At 71.4% G+C, this 16,200-nt stretch carries 15 protein-coding genes; 6 read left to right on the forward strand and 9 right to left on the reverse strand.

Going from position 1 to position 16,200, the window contains the following annotated elements:
• Nucleotides 1–181 precede the first annotated feature (181 nt).
• The 3 genes from folB (at nucleotide 182) to K7854_RS18550 (ending at nucleotide 1,785) form a co-directional block, all read left to right on the forward strand.
• Nucleotides 182–541 (forward strand): dihydroneopterin aldolase, encoded by a 360-nt coding sequence (gene folB / locus K7854_RS18540; protein WP_052836365.1) that lies wholly within the window; start codon nucleotides 182–184, stop codon nucleotides 539–541.
• Nucleotides 538–1,149 carry a 2-amino-4-hydroxy-6-hydroxymethyldihydropteridine diphosphokinase gene (gene folK / locus K7854_RS18545; protein ID WP_226027644.1) on the forward strand — a complete coding sequence of 204 codons (612 nt, stop codon included), beginning with the start codon at nucleotides 538–540 and terminating at the stop codon, nucleotides 1,147–1,149. The genes folB and folK overlap by 4 nt, the downstream gene beginning before the upstream one ends.
• 147 nt (nucleotides 1,150–1,296) lie before the next feature.
• Entirely contained in the window at nucleotides 1,297–1,785 is a 489-nt protein-coding gene (locus K7854_RS18550; RefSeq protein WP_226027645.1) for a DUF3180 domain-containing protein, read from the forward strand.
• Nucleotides 1,786–1,824: 39 nt separating this feature from the next.
• On the opposite strand, the gene folE is transcribed toward K7854_RS18550, so the two are convergent.
• The 6 genes from folE to dacB form a co-directional block, all read right to left on the reverse strand.
• On the reverse strand, nucleotides 1,825–2,430 hold the full coding sequence (gene folE, locus K7854_RS18555; protein WP_226027646.1) for a GTP cyclohydrolase I FolE: 606 nt from the start codon (nucleotides 2,428–2,430) through the stop codon (nucleotides 1,825–1,827).
• Between the two features lie 99 nt (nucleotides 2,431–2,529).
• A complete protein-coding gene (gene ftsH / locus K7854_RS18560; RefSeq protein WP_226027647.1) occupies nucleotides 2,530–4,569 on the reverse strand; it encodes an ATP-dependent zinc metalloprotease FtsH in 2,040 nt (679 codons plus the stop codon).
• Nucleotides 4,570–4,765: 196 nt separating this feature from the next.
• The gene (gene hpt / locus K7854_RS18565; RefSeq protein WP_226027733.1) at nucleotides 4,766–5,305 is read right to left on the reverse strand and encodes a hypoxanthine phosphoribosyltransferase; all 540 of its coding nucleotides are present in this window, start codon (nucleotides 5,303–5,305) and stop codon (nucleotides 4,766–4,768) included.
• A 95-nt stretch (nucleotides 5,306–5,400) separates the two neighbouring features.
• The gene (tilS, locus tag K7854_RS18570) at nucleotides 5,401–6,459 is read right to left on the reverse strand and encodes a tRNA lysidine(34) synthetase TilS (RefSeq protein WP_226027648.1); all 1,059 of its coding nucleotides are present in this window, start codon (nucleotides 6,457–6,459) and stop codon (nucleotides 5,401–5,403) included.
• A gap of 193 nt (nucleotides 6,460–6,652) precedes the next feature.
• Complete coding sequence (locus K7854_RS18575; RefSeq protein WP_226027649.1) at nucleotides 6,653–7,780, reverse strand: Rv3626c family coenzyme F420 biosynthesis-associated protein; 1,128 nt, start codon at nucleotides 7,778–7,780, stop codon at nucleotides 6,653–6,655.
• A 233-nt stretch (nucleotides 7,781–8,013) separates the two neighbouring features.
• Complete coding sequence (gene dacB, locus K7854_RS18580) at nucleotides 8,014–9,609, reverse strand: D-alanyl-D-alanine carboxypeptidase/D-alanyl-D-alanine endopeptidase (RefSeq protein ID WP_226027650.1); 1,596 nt, start codon at nucleotides 9,607–9,609, stop codon at nucleotides 8,014–8,016.
• 79 nt (nucleotides 9,610–9,688) lie between these two features.
• On the opposite strand from dacB, the gene K7854_RS18585 reads away from it, so the two are divergent.
• Both K7854_RS18585 and K7854_RS18590 read left to right on the forward strand, forming a co-directional pair.
• A complete protein-coding gene (locus tag K7854_RS18585) occupies nucleotides 9,689–10,180 on the forward strand; it encodes an inorganic diphosphatase (protein WP_030404996.1) in 492 nt (163 codons plus the stop codon).
• A 113-nt stretch (nucleotides 10,181–10,293) separates the two neighbouring features.
• Nucleotides 10,294–12,003, forward strand: a complete 1,710-nt coding sequence (locus K7854_RS18590; RefSeq protein ID WP_226027651.1) for a threonine/serine exporter family protein — start codon at nucleotides 10,294–10,296, stop codon at nucleotides 12,001–12,003.
• On the opposite strand, the gene K7854_RS18595 is transcribed toward K7854_RS18590, so the two are convergent.
• Nucleotides 12,000–12,905 carry a DedA family protein gene (locus K7854_RS18595; protein WP_226027652.1) on the reverse strand — a complete coding sequence of 302 codons (906 nt, stop codon included), beginning with the start codon at nucleotides 12,903–12,905 and terminating at the stop codon, nucleotides 12,000–12,002. The genes K7854_RS18590 and K7854_RS18595 overlap by 4 nt on opposite strands.
• Before the next feature lie 181 nt (nucleotides 12,906–13,086).
• Nucleotides 13,087–13,848, reverse strand: coding sequence for a MerR family transcriptional regulator (locus K7854_RS18600; protein ID WP_226027653.1), 762 nt, complete (start codon nucleotides 13,846–13,848; stop codon nucleotides 13,087–13,089).
• Nucleotides 13,849–13,978: 130 nt separating this feature from the next.
• Here K7854_RS18600 and gad point away from each other — a divergent pair, with 130 nt between their 5' ends.
• A complete protein-coding gene (gene gad, locus K7854_RS18605) occupies nucleotides 13,979–15,406 on the forward strand; it encodes a glutamate decarboxylase (protein WP_226027654.1) in 1,428 nt (475 codons plus the stop codon).
• 51 nt (nucleotides 15,407–15,457) lie between these two features.
• Here the strand turns inward: gad and K7854_RS18610 are convergent, their stop codons facing one another.
• Nucleotides 15,458–16,186 carry an ABC transporter permease gene (locus K7854_RS18610; protein ID WP_226027734.1) on the reverse strand — a complete coding sequence of 243 codons (729 nt, stop codon included), beginning with the start codon at nucleotides 16,184–16,186 and terminating at the stop codon, nucleotides 15,458–15,460.
• Between the last annotated feature and the right edge of the window lie 14 nt (nucleotides 16,187–16,200).

Consider the following 16,200-nt stretch of genomic DNA (forward strand, 5'->3'; position numbering starts at 1 on the left):
CAACCCGTGATCCACCGCGACCGCCAGGGAAAACGCACGGTGAAAACCTGCCGGCACCCCACCCCGCTCCGCACCCCGCGGCCCGGCGCTGTCGGTGGCCGCGGGTAGATTCGACTGGGGCCGCCGTACCACCCGCACGTGGCACGACCGGCCGAGACCGACGACTGCAGGAGTGATTCGCGTGGATCGTGTCGCGCTGCGCGGCCTGAAGGCCCGTGGGCACCACGGTGTGTTCCCCAAGGAGCGCGAGGACGGCCAGACCTTCCTCGTGGACATCGTCCTTGGCCTGGACACCCGCCCGGCCGCGGCCGACGACGACCTGGCGAAGACCGTGCACTACGGCATCGTGGCCGAGGAGGTCGTGGCCGTCGTCGAGGGCGAGCCGGTCAACCTCGTCGAGACCCTCGCCGAACGCATCGCCCAGGTCTGTCTGAAGCACGAAGGGGTCCAGGAGGTCGAGGTCTGCGTCCACAAGCCGGACGCGCCGATCACCGTGCCCTTCGACGACGTGACCGTCACCATCATCCGGAGCCGTGTATGAGCGCCCCCTTCGCCAAGGGTCCGAGCGACCCGACCGTACAGCCCGTGCCCGCCTCCGTCATCGAGCAGGTCGACGCCGCGGACACCACCCTGTCCAACCCCAAACGCGCGGTGATCGCCCTCGGCGCCAACCTCGGCAACCGCCTGGAGACCCTCCAGGGCGCGATCGACGCCCTGGAGGACACCCCGGGCGTACGCGTCAAGGGCGTCTCGCCCGTCTACGAGACGGAGCCGTGGGGCGTCGCACCCGACAGCCAGCCCTCCTACTTCAACGCGGTCGTGATCCTGAAGACGACGCTGCCCCCGTCCTCGCTCCTGGAGCGGGCGCACGCGGTCGAGGAGGCGTTCCACCGGGTCCGCGACGAGCGCTGGGGCCCGCGCACCCTGGACGTCGACATCGTCGCCTACGCCGAGGTCGTCTCCGACGATCCGCAGCTCACCCTGCCCCACCCCCGCGCCCACGAGCGCGCCTTCGTGCTGGCCCCCTGGCTCGACGTGGACCCCGAGGCCGCCCTGCCCGGCCGGGGCAGCGTCGCCGACCTCCTGGCCGCCGTCACCCGCGACGGCGTCACGCCCCGCGCCGACCTGGAACTCCGGCTGCCCGAGTAGTCGTTAAGGTCGACGAAGACGACTCGGACGACGGACACGACTCGGACGACGAGACGACTCGGACGACCAGAACCACCACACGACGAGGACGACGCGGACGACGAGGCGGACGACCGCCCCGCGAAGCCGAAGGGACACCGGAACACCGTGAAAGAGCTGCGCATCAGGGTGCTGGCCGGCGTGTTCGTCGTCGCGGGGGTGCTGTCCTGGGCCGGCGCCCGCCTGTGGAACTCGGTGGGGACCCTTCCGAGCGTCCCCCTGGCCGCCCCCGTCGTGCTCGCCCTGATCGCGGTGATCCTGCTGGCCACGGCGCTGTCCATCCGCGCCCGCCTCAAGGCCCAGCGGGAGCGGGTGCCCGGCGCCAAGGGCGTCGACCCGATGATGGCGGCCCGCGCCGTGGTCTTCGGCCAGGCGAGCGCCCTGGTGGCCGCCCTGGTCGCCGGCATGTACGGCGGCACGGGCGTCTTCCTGCTGGAGTACCTCGACATCCCGGCCCGCCGCGACCAGGCCATCTACGCCGGCGCCTCGGTCGTCGCGGGCATCGGCGTGATAGCGGCCGCGGTCTTCATGGAGCGCGTCTGCAGGCTCCCGGAAGACGAGGACGACGACCACCCGGGCGCCGCATCGGCGGCGTGACGCACGCACGCCGCACGACGCACCGATCGGCGTACCCGCTCAGCGCGCCATGATCAGGCTCATCGCCTCGTTGCGCGTGGCGACGTCCCGCAGCTGCCCGCGCACGGCCGAGGTGAGGGTCTTCGCGCCGGGCTTGCGGATGCCCCGCATCGACATGCACATGTGCTCGCACTCGACCACGACGATCACCCCGCGCGGCTCGAGGATGTCCATCAGGGAGTCCGCGATCTGCGTGGTGAGACGTTCCTGCACCTGCGGACGGCGCGCGTAGACGTCCACGAGCCGGGCCAGCTTCGACAGACCGGTGATCTTCCCGCTGGTGGACGGGATGTACCCGACGTGCGCCACCCCGCGGAACGGCACCAGATGGTGCTCACAGGTGGAGAACACCTCGATGTCCTTCACGAGGACCATCTCGTCGTGCCCGAGGTCGAACGTCGTCGTCAGCACGTCCTCCGGCTCCTGCCAGAGGCCGGCGAATATCTCCTTGTACGCCCGCGCCACGCGCGCCGGCGTCTCCCTCAGGCCCTCGCGGTCCGGGTCCTCGCCGACCGCGATCAGCAGCTCGCGCACGGCGTTCTCGGCCCGCTTCTCGTCGAACTCGCCGATCTGTCCCTCGCCGTCCAGCGTCACGGGGTCGGTCATCTGGTGCCTCGTTCCTGATCCGTCCTGCGACGGCATACGAAAATGCCGCACCCCCCAAGGCTAGAACCTGGGGGGCGCGGCATACATTCCGGGCCGCGGTCAGCTCTCCGGGCGGTCCTCCGGCGCTCGCTCCGGTGCCGGGGCGGGCTCCACCGTGGTGCTCTTGGCGGTGGAGATCGCCGCCGTCGCGCCGTTCGCCCCGTTCGTCAGTGCCAGCTCCTTGGGGGAGAGCACCGGCGGACGCGTCGAGGGCGTACGGCGGGAGGAACCGGTCCAGGCGGGCCGGGAGGGGCGCTTGACGATCTGGGAGAAGATCTCGGCGATCTCCTCCTTGCCCAGCGTCTCCTTCTCCAGCAGCGCGAGGACGAGGTTGTCGAGGACGTCGCGGTTCTCGACCAGGATCTCCCAGGCCTCGTTGTGCGCCGTCTCGATGAGCTTCTTGACCTCCTCGTCGACCAGCGCGGCGACCTCTTCCGAGTAGTCGCGCTGGTGAGCCATCTCACGTCCGAGGAACGGCTCGCTGTTGTCGCCGCCGAACTTGATGGCGCCCAGGCGCTCGGTCATGCCGTACTGCGTGACCATCGCACGGGCCAGACCGGTGGCCTTCTCGATGTCGTTGGCGGCGCCGGTCGTCGGGTCGTGGAAGACCAGCTCCTCGGCCGCGCGGCCGCCCAGCATGTAGGCGAGCTGGTCGAGCATCTCGTTGCGCGTGGTCGAGTACTTGTCCTCGTCCGGGAGCACCATCGTGTAGCCGAGGGCCCGGCCTCTGGACAGGATGGTGATCTTGTGGACCGGGTCGGAGTTCGGCGAGGCCGCCGCGACCAGGGCGTGACCGCCCTCGTGGTACGCGGTGATCTTCTTCTCCTTGTCCGACATGATCCGGGTCCGCTTCTGCGGGCCCGCGACCACGCGGTCGATCGCCTCGTCCAGCATGTGGTTGTCGATCAGCTTCTGGTCGCTGCGGGCCGTCAGCAGGGCGGCCTCGTTCAGCACGTTGGCCAGATCGGCACCGGTCATGCCGGGGGTGCGGCGGGCGACGGCCGACAGGTCGACGTCCGGGGCGACCGGCTTGCCCTTCTGGTGGACCTTGAGGATCTCCAGACGGCCCTGCATGTCCGGGCGGTCGACGGCGATCTGCCGGTCGAAACGGCCGGGGCGCAGCAGCGCCGGGTCGAGGATGTCGGGCCGGTTGGTCGCGGCGATGAGGATCACGCCGCCCTTGACGTCGAAGCCGTCCATCTCGACGAGCAGCTGGTTCAGCGTCTGCTCGCGCTCGTCGTGACCGCCGCCGAGACCGGCGCCGCGGTGGCGGCCGACCGCGTCGATCTCGTCGACGAAGACGATGGCCGGGGCGTTCGCCTTGGCCTGCTCGAACAGGTCGCGCACCCGGGAGGCACCGACACCGACGAACATCTCGACGAAGTCGGAACCGGAGATCGAGTAGAACGGCACGCCCGCCTCGCCCGCGACGGCACGCGCGAGCAGGGTCTTGCCGGTGCCGGGCGGGCCGTACAGCAGCACACCCTTGGGGATCTTGGCGCCGACGGCCTGGAACTTGGCCGGCTCCTGGAGGAACTCCTTGATCTCGTGGAGCTCCTCGACGGCCTCGTCCGACCCGGCGACGTCGGAGAACGTCGTCTTCGGGGTGTCCTTGGTGATGAGCTTCGCCTTCGACTTGCCGAAGTTCATGACCCGGGAGCCGCCGCCCTGCATCTGATTCATCAGGAACAGGAAGACGACCACGATGAGGACGAACGGGAGCAGCGAGAGCAGGATCCCGACGAACGGGTTCTGCTTCGACGGCGACACGGTGTAGCCGTCGGAGATCTGCTTGTCCTGGTACTTGTTCTGAAGGGTGTTGGCGATGTCGACGCCCTGGTCGCCGATGTAGCTCGCCTGGATCTTCGAGCTGCCCTCGACCTTCTGACCGTCCTTGAGCTGGACCTTGATGGTCTGCTCGTCACCGGTGGTCAGCTTGGCCGACTCGACCTTGTTGTCGTTGATCGCCTGGACGACCTGGCCCGTGTCCACCGTCTTGTAGCCACCGGACGAGCCCACGACCTGCATCAACACGACCACGGCAAGGACGGCCAGCACGATCCACATGATTGGCCCACGGAAGTATCGCTTCACGTCCATCCACACGGAGCGGTGTCGCCCCGTCCCTCCTGCCATAGTGAGTTTGATAAGACAGTTCTTCTGACGGTACCCCAGCGTGGCGGCCTCCAGCCGCACGGGCGGGCCGACGTCCCGTCTGCATGCTCCAACGGCGCGGCGGCCCGAGGGGTTCCCGGGTGGCCCGCCCAAACACCGTGAAGCCCGTTACAGGCCCGCGTCACCCGCCGTACACGTGGGGCGCGAGCGTACCGACGAACGGCAGGTTGCGGTACTTCTCCGCGTAGTCGAGGCCGTAGCCGACGACGAACTCGTTGGGGATGTCGAAGCCGACCCACTCCACGTCGATGGCGACCTTCGCGGCGTCGGGCTTGCGCAGCAGCGTGCACACCTTGAGGGAGGCGGGCTCGCGCGAGCCGAGGTTGGAGATCAGCCAGGACAGGGTCAGGCCGGAGTCGATGATGTCCTCGACGATCAGGACGTGGCGGCCCTTGATGTCGGTGTCGAGGTCCTTGAGGATCCGCACCACACCGGAGGACTGGGTGCCCGCGCCGTACGAGGACACCGCCATCCAGTCCATCGTGACGGGGGTGGACAGCGTGCGCGCCAGGTCGGCCATGACCATCACGGCGCCCTTGAGGACGCCGACGATGAGCAGGTCCTTGCCCGCGTACTCCGCGTCGATCTTCGCGGCCAGCTCGGCCAGCTTCGCGTCGATCTCTTCCTTGGTGATGAGTACCTTCTCGAGGTCGGCACCCATGTCGTTCGCGTCCACCCGCATCACTTTCGGTCGTCCCACCGGCCACTCCGGAGCGCCCCGGCGATCCGCGTGCGGATCGGTGGGAGGGTCCGGATTCAGCCTTGCCGAATCACCAGTCTGCCACCCTGCCGCCGGGCGACGACTTTGCCGGGGAGGTTGATGGCCCCCTGACCGCGCCAGCCGGTGATCAGCCGGTCGACTTCCTCGATGTGGCGGGCGAACAGGGCACCGCCGGGGGCACCGGCCTCCAGGGCGGCGCGGCGCAGGATCCGGCGGCGCACGGCGGGCGGCAGGGCGTACAACTTGGCGCACTCCAGTCCGCCGGTGGCGTCGCGGACGCCGGCCTCGGCCTGGCGGGCCCAGGTGTCGAGGGCGTCGGCGTCGTCCCGGGAGAGCTGGGCCGTCCGGGCGAGGGCCTCGACGACGCCCTTGCCGAGGGCCTTCTCCAGGGCGGGCAGGCCCTCGTGGCGCAGCCGGGAGCGGGTGTAGGCGGGGTCGGCGTTGTGGGGGTCGTCCCAGACGGGCAGGGACTGGACCATGCAGGCCTTGCGGGCGGTCTGGCGGTCGACCTGGAGGAAGGGGCGCCGGTAACGGCCGCCGGCCCCCGAGACCGCGGCCATGCCCGACAGGGAGCGGATGCCGGAGCCGCGGGCGAGGCCCAGCAGGACGGTCTCGGCCTGGTCGTCGCGGGTGTGGCCGAGCAGGACGGCGGCGGCCCCGTGCCGGGCGGCGGCGGCGTCCAGCGCGGCGTAGCGCGCGTCGCGGGCGGCGGCTTCCGGGCCGCCCTCGCGGCCGACGGTCACGGCGGTGGCCTCGACGGGGTCGAGGCCCAGCTCGCGCAGGCGCAGGACGACCTCTTCGGCGCGCAGGTCGGAGCCGCTCTGCAGGCCGTGGTCGACGGTGACCCCGCCGGCCCGGACGCCGAGGCGGGGGGCCTCGAAGGCCAGGGCGGAGGCGAGCGCCATGGAGTCGGCGCCGCCGGAGCACGCCACGAGCACGAGCGGTGCCGCCGGGAGTCCGGGCGGGCGCTCGGGCGTACGCTCGACGGCCGTCGCGGCGGGGACGCCGGCCGGAGTGTTCAGTTCGGTGAGGATGTCGTGGAGGACGCGGCGGACCGCCAGGCGTATCGCCGCGACCGCAGGATGGGGACCCATGTCCGGTGCCCTTCATGAAGTTGTCGGGGGGTGAGCCCGAGGTTCAGTCACGCAGAGTGTGTAGATGGTGACAGAAACGGGCCGTTCCCCGAGCATCGCACGCCTGCCGGAGGCTCACGGTCCCTCGGACGGGTGATTGGAGGGTCGTTCGCCTGCCGTCGGCCGGAATCGTTTCACGCCCCGCCCGCGCGGCTCACGCCTCCGGCTTCCGGTGCACCCGCGCGATCCAGTCCGCCGGTTTGGCGATCTCCGACTTGGTGGGGAGCGTGTTGGGCGAGGTCCAGACGCGGTTGAAGCCGTCCATGCCGCACTCCTCGACGACGGCCCGTACGAACCGTTCGCCGTCCCGGTACTGGCGGAGCTTGGCGTCCAGGCCGAGCAGCTTGCGCAGCGCCATGTCGAGGCGGGAGGCGCCCTTGGCGCGACGCTGCTGGAACTTCTCCCGGATCTCCCCGACGCTCGGTACGACCGCGGGTCCGACGCCGTCCATCACGAAGTCGGCGTGCCCCTCCAGGAGGGACATGACGGCGGTGAGGCGGCCGAGCACCTCGCGCTGGGCCGGGGTCTGCACCAGCTCCACGAGCGAGCGCCCGCCGTCGTCCTCCTCCGCCTCGGGACGGCCCCCGGCCAGGGACTGGGCGGCCTCGCGGACGCGTTCGAGCACGGTCATGGGGTCCACGTCGGTCTCGGCCAGGAACGACTGGATTTCGCCCTCCAGGTGGTCACGCAGCCAGGGCACGGCGGTGAACTGCGTGCGGTGCGTCTCCTCGTGCAGGGTCACCCACAGGCGGAAGTCGTGGGGCTCCACGTCGAGTTCGCGCTCGACGTGCACGATGTTCGGCGCGACCAGGAGCAGCCGGCCGCCGCCGTTCGCGCCGGCGGGCAGTTCGCGGGTGGCGGGGGCGAAGGTCTCGTACTGGCCGAGGACTCGGGAGGACAGGAACGACAGCAGCATGCCCAGCTCCACGCCGGTGACCTTGCCGCCGACGGCGCCGAGGACCGCGTTGCCCGCGCCGCCGCCGCGCCGCTCCTGCATCTTCTCCAGCAGGGGCTTGAGGATCTCCCGGAACCCGGCGACGTTGGCCCGCACCCAGCCGGGACGGTCGACCACCAGGACGGGGGTGTCGTGGGTCTCCTCGGTGCCCATCCGGGTGAAGCCGCGGACGTGCTCCTCCGAGGACTTCGCATGGCGGCGGAGCTCCGCGACGACGGCCCTGGCCTCGTCGCGGCTCACCTCGGGGCCCGGCCGTACGAGCCGGGTCGCGGTCGCCACCGCGAGGTTCCAGTCGACCATGCCGGAATTTGCGCCGATGCTCGTCATGGGTCAACGGTACGGGAGCGCTGCCGCTGGGGGGCAGTCGTGCGGGGGGTGGGTGCCGGGTACCAGGTCGGCCGGGGCGAGGTCCGTTGCCTTGGCACCCCGCGTTGCGGTGCCGCCGCGCCCACCCGTGCCGCCTGGGGTACCTCCCAGGCCGTTCAGGCACTGGGGGAGGCACGACTGCCCGCAGCTACGCGGCACGACTCCCACGGCAGCCGGCGGCAGCGAGCCCGCAGCTACGGGGTCGCCAGTGCCGTTGCCGCGCGGTCCAGGGTCGTCTGGGCCGTCCACGGGTCCGTCGTGGCGTTGGCCAGGAAGGCGAAGGCCAGGATGCGGCCGTCGGGGGTGGTGACCGTGCCGGCGAGGGTGTTCACGCCGGTGAGGGTGCCGGTCTTGGCGCGGACCAGGCCCGCTGCTCCGTCCGTGTAACGGCCGGCCAGGGTGCCGGTGAAGTGGGCGACGGGCAGACCGGTGAGCACCGTGCGCAGCTGCGGGCGGGCGGGGTCGGCCGCCTCGGCAAGCAGGGCGGTGAGCAGGTCGGCGCTGATCAGGTCGGTGCGGTCCAGGCCGCTTCCGTCGTGGAACCGGGCACCGCGCACCGGCAGGCCGAGCTGTTCGAGGCGGGCCGTGACCGCGGCGCCCGCCCCGGCGAAGTCGGCGCGTTTGCCGGTCGCCACGGCGGTGTGGCGGGCCAGGGCCTCGGCGAGGTCGTTGTCGCTGTTGGTGAGCATCCGCTCGACCAGGGCCGACAGCGGGGGCGAGGAGACCGTGGCGAGGGTGTCGGCGCGGGCGGTGGCCTTGGAGGGGCCGGGGGGCGAGGCGGTGACGCCGTGCTGCTTCAGGAAGCCCGCGAAGGTGCGGGCGGCGTCGGCGGCCGGGTCGGGCACGCGGGGGGCGGGGCCGCTGGTGGAGTCGTCGGTGCGGCCCTCGTCGGTCATCAGGGCGGTGACGCGGGCGAGGTTCTCGTTGACCCCGATCGGGTGCATTTCCGTACCGGCGTAGAGCGTCGTGTCGTACGACAGCGTCACCTTGCGCACGTCCCGCTTCTTCAGGGCGGCGGCGGTCCGCTCGGCGAGGGTGCGCAGGCTGGCGAGGCCGCGGGCGTCCTTGCGCGCGGTGAGGGTGGGGTCGCCGCCGCCGACCAGGACGAGTTCGCCGGTGTCGGCCTCCAGGGCGGTGCGGGTGGTGAGGCGGTGGTCGGGGCCGAGGGCGGTGAGGGCGGCGACGGCAGTGGCGATCTTGGTGGTGGAGGCGGGCGTGCGGGGGGCACCGCCGTCGAGGCCGTACAGACGCTTGCCGGTGGTGAGGTCGACGACGGAGGCCGCGCGGTGCTCGCCGAGCGCGGGGTCGTCCTTGAGCAGGGGGTCGAGGAGGTCCGCGAGGTCCGCGGTGCCGGGTGCGGCCTTGACGCCGCCCGGGGTGGTGGTGCCGCCCAGGCCGGTCAGTACGGGGCCGGCGCTGGGCGCGGGACGGGGCGAACCGGACGACGTACCGGAGGCCCCGGATCCGCGGCCGTGATCTGCGCCACCCGTGTGCTCCAGGGCGACGGCCCGGTCCCGCTCGGCCGTACGCTGACCCGTGGAGTCCCAGGGGCCGGCGGCGGTCACCACACCGGCGGCCAGTGCCAGCCCGGCGGTGGCGGCACCGGCGGTGTACTGCCAGGTCTTCGAGCGCGTGATCCGGGCGAGCTGCGGCGCCGTGGCCCGTGCGAACCGCGCGATCCGCGGTCCGGCGGTCCGGGCGAAGCGTGCCAGACGGGGACGAACGGCACTCGCGGCCCGCGCCACGTGCGGTCCCGCGGCCCGCCAAGGCCTCAGCTCCGGCACCGTCACCAGCCCCTTTCGCGATCACACACCTGCGTGAGGGACACTTAACCACCAGAACTATGTGCTGATCATGGAGGAGCGTCCGGTGGAGTTCGACGTCACGATCGAGATCCCGAAGGGTTCGCGGAACAAGTACGAGGTGGACCACGAGACCGGTCGTATCCGCCTGGACCGCCGCCTGTTCACCTCGACCGCCTACCCGACCGACTACGGCTTCGTCGAGAACACCCTCGGCGAGGACGGCGACCCGCTGGACGCGCTGGTCATCCTGGACGAGCCGACCTTCCCGGGCTGCCTCATCCGCTGCCGCGCGATCGGCATGTTCCGGATGACGGACGAGGCCGGCGGCGACGACAAGCTGCTGTGCGTGCCGTCGACCGACCCGCGCGTGGAGCACCTGCGTGACATCCACCACGTCTCGGAGTTCGACCGCCTGGAGATCCAGCACTTCTTCGAGGTCTACAAGGACCTGGAGCCCGGCAAGTCCGTCGAGGGCGCCGACTGGGTCGGCCGCGCCGACGCCGAGGCCGAGATCGAGCGGTCCTACAAGCGTTTCAAGGACCAGGGCGGCCACTGAGCAGTCCGGTCTCCCGTAACGGGCCGCACGCACACGCGTGCGGCCCGTTTGCGTTTGAGTGACCATACTGAGGTCAGGAGGAGGGTGAGTTCGTACCAGGGAGCGTTGCGCAGGTGACGGAGGCGGAGGAGCCCAAGCCGCAGTCTGACGAGGCCCGAAGTGCCTTCCGGCAGCCCAGCGGCATCGCGGCGTCGATCGACGGCGAGTCGTCGACGACGTCCGAGTTCGAGATCCCGCAGGGGCTCGCCGTCCCGCGACACGCCGGTACCGAGTCGGAGACGACCTCGGAGTTCGCGCTCCCCGACGGTCTGGAGGCGCCGGCGGCCGCGCCCGCCGACAGCGAGGGCTCGGCGTTCTCCATGCCGAGCACCCACAGCGCCTGGACGGCGCCGACCGCCTTCACCCCGGCGAGCGGCTTCCCGGCGGTGAACCTGACGGACGTGCCCTGGCAGGACCGGATGCGCGCCATGCTGCGGATGCCGGTGGCCGAGCGGCCCGCGCCGGAGCCCTCGCAGAAGCACGACGACGAGACCGGCCCCGCCGTGCCGCGCGTGCTGGACCTGACGCTGCGCATCGGGGAGCTGCTGCTGGCGGGCGGCGAGGGCGCCGAGGACGTGGAGGCGGCCATGTTCGCCGTCTGCCGCTCCTACGGCCTGGACCGCTGCGAGCCGAACGTCACCTTCACGCTGCTGTCGATCTCCCACCAGCCGTCGCTGGTCGACGACCCGGTGACGGCGTCGCGCACGGTACGCCGCCGCGGCACCGACTACACCCGGCTCGCGGCCGTCTTCCACCTGGTGGACGACCTCAGCGACCCCGACACGAACATCTCCCTGGAGGAGGCCTACCGGCGCCTCGCGGAGATCCGCCGCAACCGGCACCCGTACCCCACCTGGGTGCTGACCATGGCGAGCGGGCTGCTCGCGGGCGGGGCCTCGCTGCTCGTCGGCGGCGGGCTGACCGTGTTCTTCGCGGCGATGTTCGGCTCGATGCTCGGCGACCGGCTGGCGTGGCTGTGCGCCGGGCGCGGGCTGCCGGAGTTCTACCAGTTCGCGGTGGCGGCGATGCCGCCCGCCGCGATGGGCGTCGTGCTGACGGTGACGCACGTCGACGTGAAGGCGTCCGCGGTCATCACCGGTGGGCTGTTCGCGCTGCTGCCCGGGCGGGCGCTGGTGGCGGGGGTGCAGGACGGTCTCACCGGGTTCTACATCACCGCCGCCGCACGTCTGCTGGAGGTCATGTACTTCTTCGTCAGCATCGTCGCCGGGGTGCTGGTGGTGCTGTACTTCGGGGTCCAGCTGGGTGCCGAGCTGAATCCGGACGCCAAGCTCGGCACCGGTGACGAACCGTTCGTGCAGATCTTCGCCTCGATGCTGCTGTCGCTGGCCTTCGCGATCCTGCTCCAGCAGGAGAGGGCCACCGTCCTGGCGGTCACCCTGAACGGCGGCATCGCCTGGTGCGTGTACGGCGCCATGCACTACGCCGGCGACATCTCGCCGGTGGCCTCCACGGCCGCCGCGGCGGGGCTGGTGGGGCTGTTCGGGCAGCTGATGTCCCGGTACCGGTTCGCGTCGGCGCTGCCGTACACGACCGCGGCGATCGGGCCGCTGCTGCCCGGTTCGGCGACGTACTTCGGGCTGCTGGGCATCGCGCAGGGCGAGGTCGACTCGGGGCTGCTGTCGCTGTCCAACGCGGTGGCGCTGGCGATGGCCATCGCGATCGGGGTGAACCTGGGCGGGGAGATCTCCCGGCTGTTCCTCAAGGTGCCCGGCGCCGCGAGTGCGGCGGGACGCCGGGCGGCCAAGCGGACGCGGGGCTTCTAGCGGCCCTGGTTGTACGGGTACTGGTCGCCGTACTGCTGGGCCTGGTCGCCGTAGCCCTGCGGGTACTGCTGGGCGTACGGCTGCTGCGGGGACTGCTGGCCGCCGTAGGGCGGCTGGCTGCCGTAGCCCTGGTCGTACTGCTGGTCGTACTGCTGGTCGTACTGCTGCTGCGGCTGGTCGTACGGGTCCACCCGGCGGAGCTGGGTGGTGGCGTCGTCCATCACCGGGTAGGCGGGCTGGTGCTGCTGGGGCGCCGGGGCCGCGGGGGCGGCCGCGGCGGCGCGCTGCTTCTTCTTGCGCTCGCGCAGGTACTCGATGGCGATCGGGACGACCGACACCAGGACGATCAGGACGAGGATGGCCTCGACGTTGGTCCGGATGAACTCGATCTGGCCGAGCCAGTAGCCCGCGAGGGTGACGCCGGTGCCCCAGGCCACACCGCCGATCACGTTGTACGTGAGGAAGGTGCGGTACTTCATGCGGCCGGCGCCCGCCACGATGGGGGCGAAGGTGCGCACGATGGGCACGAAGCGGGCCAGGACGATCGCCTTGGGGCCGTACTTCTCCATGAACTCGTGCGCCTTCTCCAGGTTCTCCTGTTTGAAGAGCTTGGAGTTGGGGCGGCTGAAGAGCTTCGGGCCGAAGAACTTGCCGATCATGTAACCGACTTGGTCGCCGAGGACGGCGGCGGCCACGATCAGGGTGCACACCAGCCACAGCGGCTGGCTGATGTACTCGCCCTGGGCGACGAACAGGCCCGCGGTGAACAGCAGCGAGTCGCCGGGCAGGAACGCGAAGAGTCCTGACTCGGCGAAGACGATGAGCAGGATGCCGGGCAGACTGAACGTCTCGATCAGATAGTCCGGGCTGATCCACTCGGGACCGAGCGCAAGGGTGGTCACGGGATGTGGCTCCTGCTGCTGGGGGGAGGCGGGCGGGACCTGGCTGCCCAAACGTACAACGCAGCCGCGGTGTCCCAGGTTCCACGGGGTGCCCCGGGGCGCGCTGTGACGTACCCCGGGGAAACCTGAGAACCATGGGAAGTGAAGAATACGGCGGCCGCCGGGGCCCGCAGCCCGACGCTCAGGAGGTGTGCCGGACGGCGTTGGCGAGGATCGCGTCGCGCATGTAGGCGGCGAGGCCCGGCTTGGCGGCGTCGATGTTCCGCGTGAAACGTTCGTCCGAGACGTACATCTCGCCCAGGCAGGTGTGCATCTCGTACCCGCAGTCGTAGTGGTTGCGGGCGATGCCCCGCCGGTGGTCCTCGGCGGCGTCCATGGCCCCCTCGGAGTCGGCGGGCTCACCGGCCTCCATCAGGGCGACGAAGCGCCGGGTCAGCTCGTCGGCCTCGTCCTGGAGGCGCTGCCAGTCCTCCTTGGTGTACGAGGCCGTCTTCTCCTTCGACTGGCGGTAGGCGTCGGTGTCGCCCCAGCGTTCCCTGACCTCCTCCTCGTACTGGTCGGGGTCGAAGTCGCCGAAGACCTCGAACTTCTCCTCGGGCGTGAGGTTGATTCCCATGCTGCGTGCCTCCATGGCGTGCTCCACGGCCGCCGCCATCTTCTGCAGCTTCTCGATCCGGGCGGTCAGCAGCTCGTGCTGGCGGCGCAGGTGCGCGCGCGGGTCCGCGGCCGGGTCGTCGAGCAGGGCGGCGACCTCGTCGAGCGGGAAGCCCAGCTCCCGGTAGAACAGGATCTGCTGCAGCCGGTCGAGGTCGGCGTCGCTGTAGCGCCGGTGGCCCGCGTGGCTGCGCTCGCTGGGTACGAGCAGGCCGATGTCGTCGTAGTGGTGCAGGGTGCGCACCGTCACTCCGGCGAAGCCGGCCACCTGTCCCACGGAGTAGCTCACTTCCGCTCCTTTCTCTGACGCCCTTCACGCTGCCTCCTCACGTGACGTGAGGTGCAAGCCGGTAACGGCTCGGGCCGGCCCGGGACCCGTCCGGGTGCGGGGTCCGGGGCCCCGGCCTACCGTCGGTCTTATGCCTCTGCACCACGGGCCCCACCCCCCGCGGGACGACGACCGGGACCGGCGCAGGCACGCCGTGAACCCCTTCTACGCCACGGCGGACCCCCTCGGCGGCATGACCGAGGCCCCGCCCACACACCGCCTCCCGGACTCTCCCCTGCCGCCGGAGACCGCGTACCGCCTGGTCCACGACGAGCTGATGCTGGACGGCAACGCGCGGCTGAACCTGGCCACCTTCGTCACCACCTGGATGGAGCCGCAGGCCGGGGTGCTGATGAGCGAGTGCCGGGACAAGAACATGATCGACAAGGACGAGTACCCTCGCACCGCCGAGCTGGAGCGGCGCTGCGTGGCGATGCTCGCCGACCTGTGGCACGCGCCCGACCCGTCGGCGGCCGTGGGCTGCTCGACGACCGGGTCGAGCGAGGCGTGCATGCTGGCCGGGATGGCGCTCAAGCGGCGCTGGGCGCTGCGCAACGCCGACCGGTACCCGGCGAAGGACGTGCGGCCCAATCTGGTGATGGGCGTGAACGTCCAGGTCTGCTGGGAGAAGTTCTGCAACTTCTGGGAGGTGGAGGCCCGCCAGGTCCCGATGGAGGGCGAGCGCTTCCACCTGGACCCGCAGGCCGCCGCCGAGCTGTGCGACGAGAACACCATCGGGGTCGTCGGCATCCTGGGCTCCACCTTCGACGGCTCCTACGAGCCGGTCGCCGAGCTGTGCGCCGCCCTGGACGCCCTCCAGGAGCGGACCGGACTCGACGTACCGGTGCACGTCGACGGGGCCTCCGGCGGCATGGTCGCGCCCTTCCTCGACGAGGACCTGGTGTGGGACTTCCGGCTGCCGAGGGTCGCCTCGATCAACACCTCCGGACACAAGTACGGCCTGGTCTACCCCGGGGTCGGCTGGGCGCTGTGGCGGGACGCCGAGGCCCTTCCGGAGGAGCTGGTGTTCCGGGTGAACTACCTCGGCGGCGACATGCCGACCTTCGCGCTGAACTTCTCCCGGCCGGGCGCGCAGGTGGCGGCGCAGTACTACACCTTCCTGCGGCTGGGCCGCGAGGGTTACCGGGCCGTGCAGCAGAACGCGCGGGACATCGCGGGCTCGGTCGCCCGGCGGGTGGCGGCGCTCGGCGACTTCCGGCTGCTGACCCGCGGCGACCAGCTGCCGGTGTTCGCCTTCACGACGGCGGACGACGTGACGGCGTACGACGTCTTCGACGTGTCCCGGCGGCTGCGGGAGGGCGGCTGGCTGGTGCCCGCGTACACCTTCCCGCCGCACCGCGAGGATCTGTCGGTGCTGCGGGTGGTGTGCCGCAACGGCTTCTCGGCCGACATGGCGGACCTGCTCCTGGCCGACCTGGAGCGGCTGCTGCCGGAACTGCGCCGGCAGCCGCACCCGCTGACCCGGGACAAGGGCGCGGCCACCGGGTTCCACCACTAGGGCCGCACCGGCCCCGGTACCGGTGCGGCCCCGGTGGTGCGCGTCAGCGGTTCACCGGCTCAGCCGGGCGAATCTCGCCACCGCCAGCGGGAAGAACACCGCGAGCAGGGCCAGCGGCCAGGCGAGGGCGGCCCAGACGTGGCCGGACTCGCCGCCGGGGCTGCCGAAGAGGTCGCGGACGGCCGTGGCGGTCTGGGACAACGGGTTCCACTGGACGGCCGTGCCCAGCCAGCCGGGCATGGAGCCGGGCGCGGCGAAGGCGTTGGAGAGGAAGCCGACCGGCCAGACCAGGATCTGCACCGCCTGCACCAGCTCGGGCTTCCCGGCCACCAGGGCGAGGAAGATGCCGATCCAGAGCATGGCGAACCGGAAGAGCAGGAGCAGGCCGACCGCGCCCAGGAAGGCGCCGGGACCGCCGTGGGCGCGCCAGCCGAGCGTGTACCCGACGCCGATCAGTACGACCAGGCCGAGCGCCGACTGGAGCATGTCGGCGGCGGAACGGCCCACCAGGACCGCGCCGTTGGCCATCGGCAGCGAGCGGAAGCGGTCGACGACGCCCTTGTCGAGGTCCCGGGTGACGGCGATCATCGTGCCCTCCAGGCCGAACGCCATGGTGAGGGCGAGCATGCCGGGGACCAGGTAGTCGACGTAATCGCCGCTCAGGCCCCGGCCGCCGCCGACCAGGTAGCCGAACATGAGCAGCAGCATGACCGGGAAGACCAGGTTGACGACGACCGTCACCGGCTGCCGTCCCCAGCGGGCCAGCTCGCGGCGGGTCATGGTCCAGGAGTCGG

Origin of the sequence: Streptomyces hyderabadensis, assembly GCF_020404845.1 — a bacterium.
Taxonomy (GTDB): Bacteria; Actinomycetota; Actinomycetes; order Streptomycetales; family Streptomycetaceae; genus Streptomyces; species Streptomyces hyderabadensis.

What these genes read in the sequence shown, in the direction of transcription:
- K7854_RS18610 (WP_226027734.1), bottom strand. Translation starts at nt 16,186, where the DNA reads ATGACCCGCCGCGAGCTGGCCCGCTGGGGACGGCAGCCGGTGACGGTC.
- gad (WP_226027654.1), top strand. Translation starts at nt 13,979, where the DNA reads ATGCCTCTGCACCACGGGCCCCACCCCCCGCGGGACGACGACCGGGAC.
- folK (WP_226027644.1), top strand. Translation starts at nt 538, where the DNA reads ATGAGCGCCCCCTTCGCCAAGGGTCCGAGCGACCCGACCGTACAGCCC.
- ftsH (WP_226027647.1), bottom strand. Translation starts at nt 4,569, where the DNA reads ATGGACGTGAAGCGATACTTCCGTGGGCCAATCATGTGGATCGTGCTG.
- hpt (WP_226027733.1), bottom strand. Translation starts at nt 5,305, where the DNA reads ATGGGTGCCGACCTCGAGAAGGTACTCATCACCAAGGAAGAGATCGAC.
- tilS (WP_226027648.1), bottom strand. Translation starts at nt 6,459, where the DNA reads ATGGGTCCCCATCCTGCGGTCGCGGCGATACGCCTGGCGGTCCGCCGC.
- K7854_RS18575 (WP_226027649.1), bottom strand. Translation starts at nt 7,780, where the DNA reads ATGACGAGCATCGGCGCAAATTCCGGCATGGTCGACTGGAACCTCGCG.
- folE (WP_226027646.1), bottom strand. Translation starts at nt 2,430, where the DNA reads ATGACCGACCCCGTGACGCTGGACGGCGAGGGACAGATCGGCGAGTTC.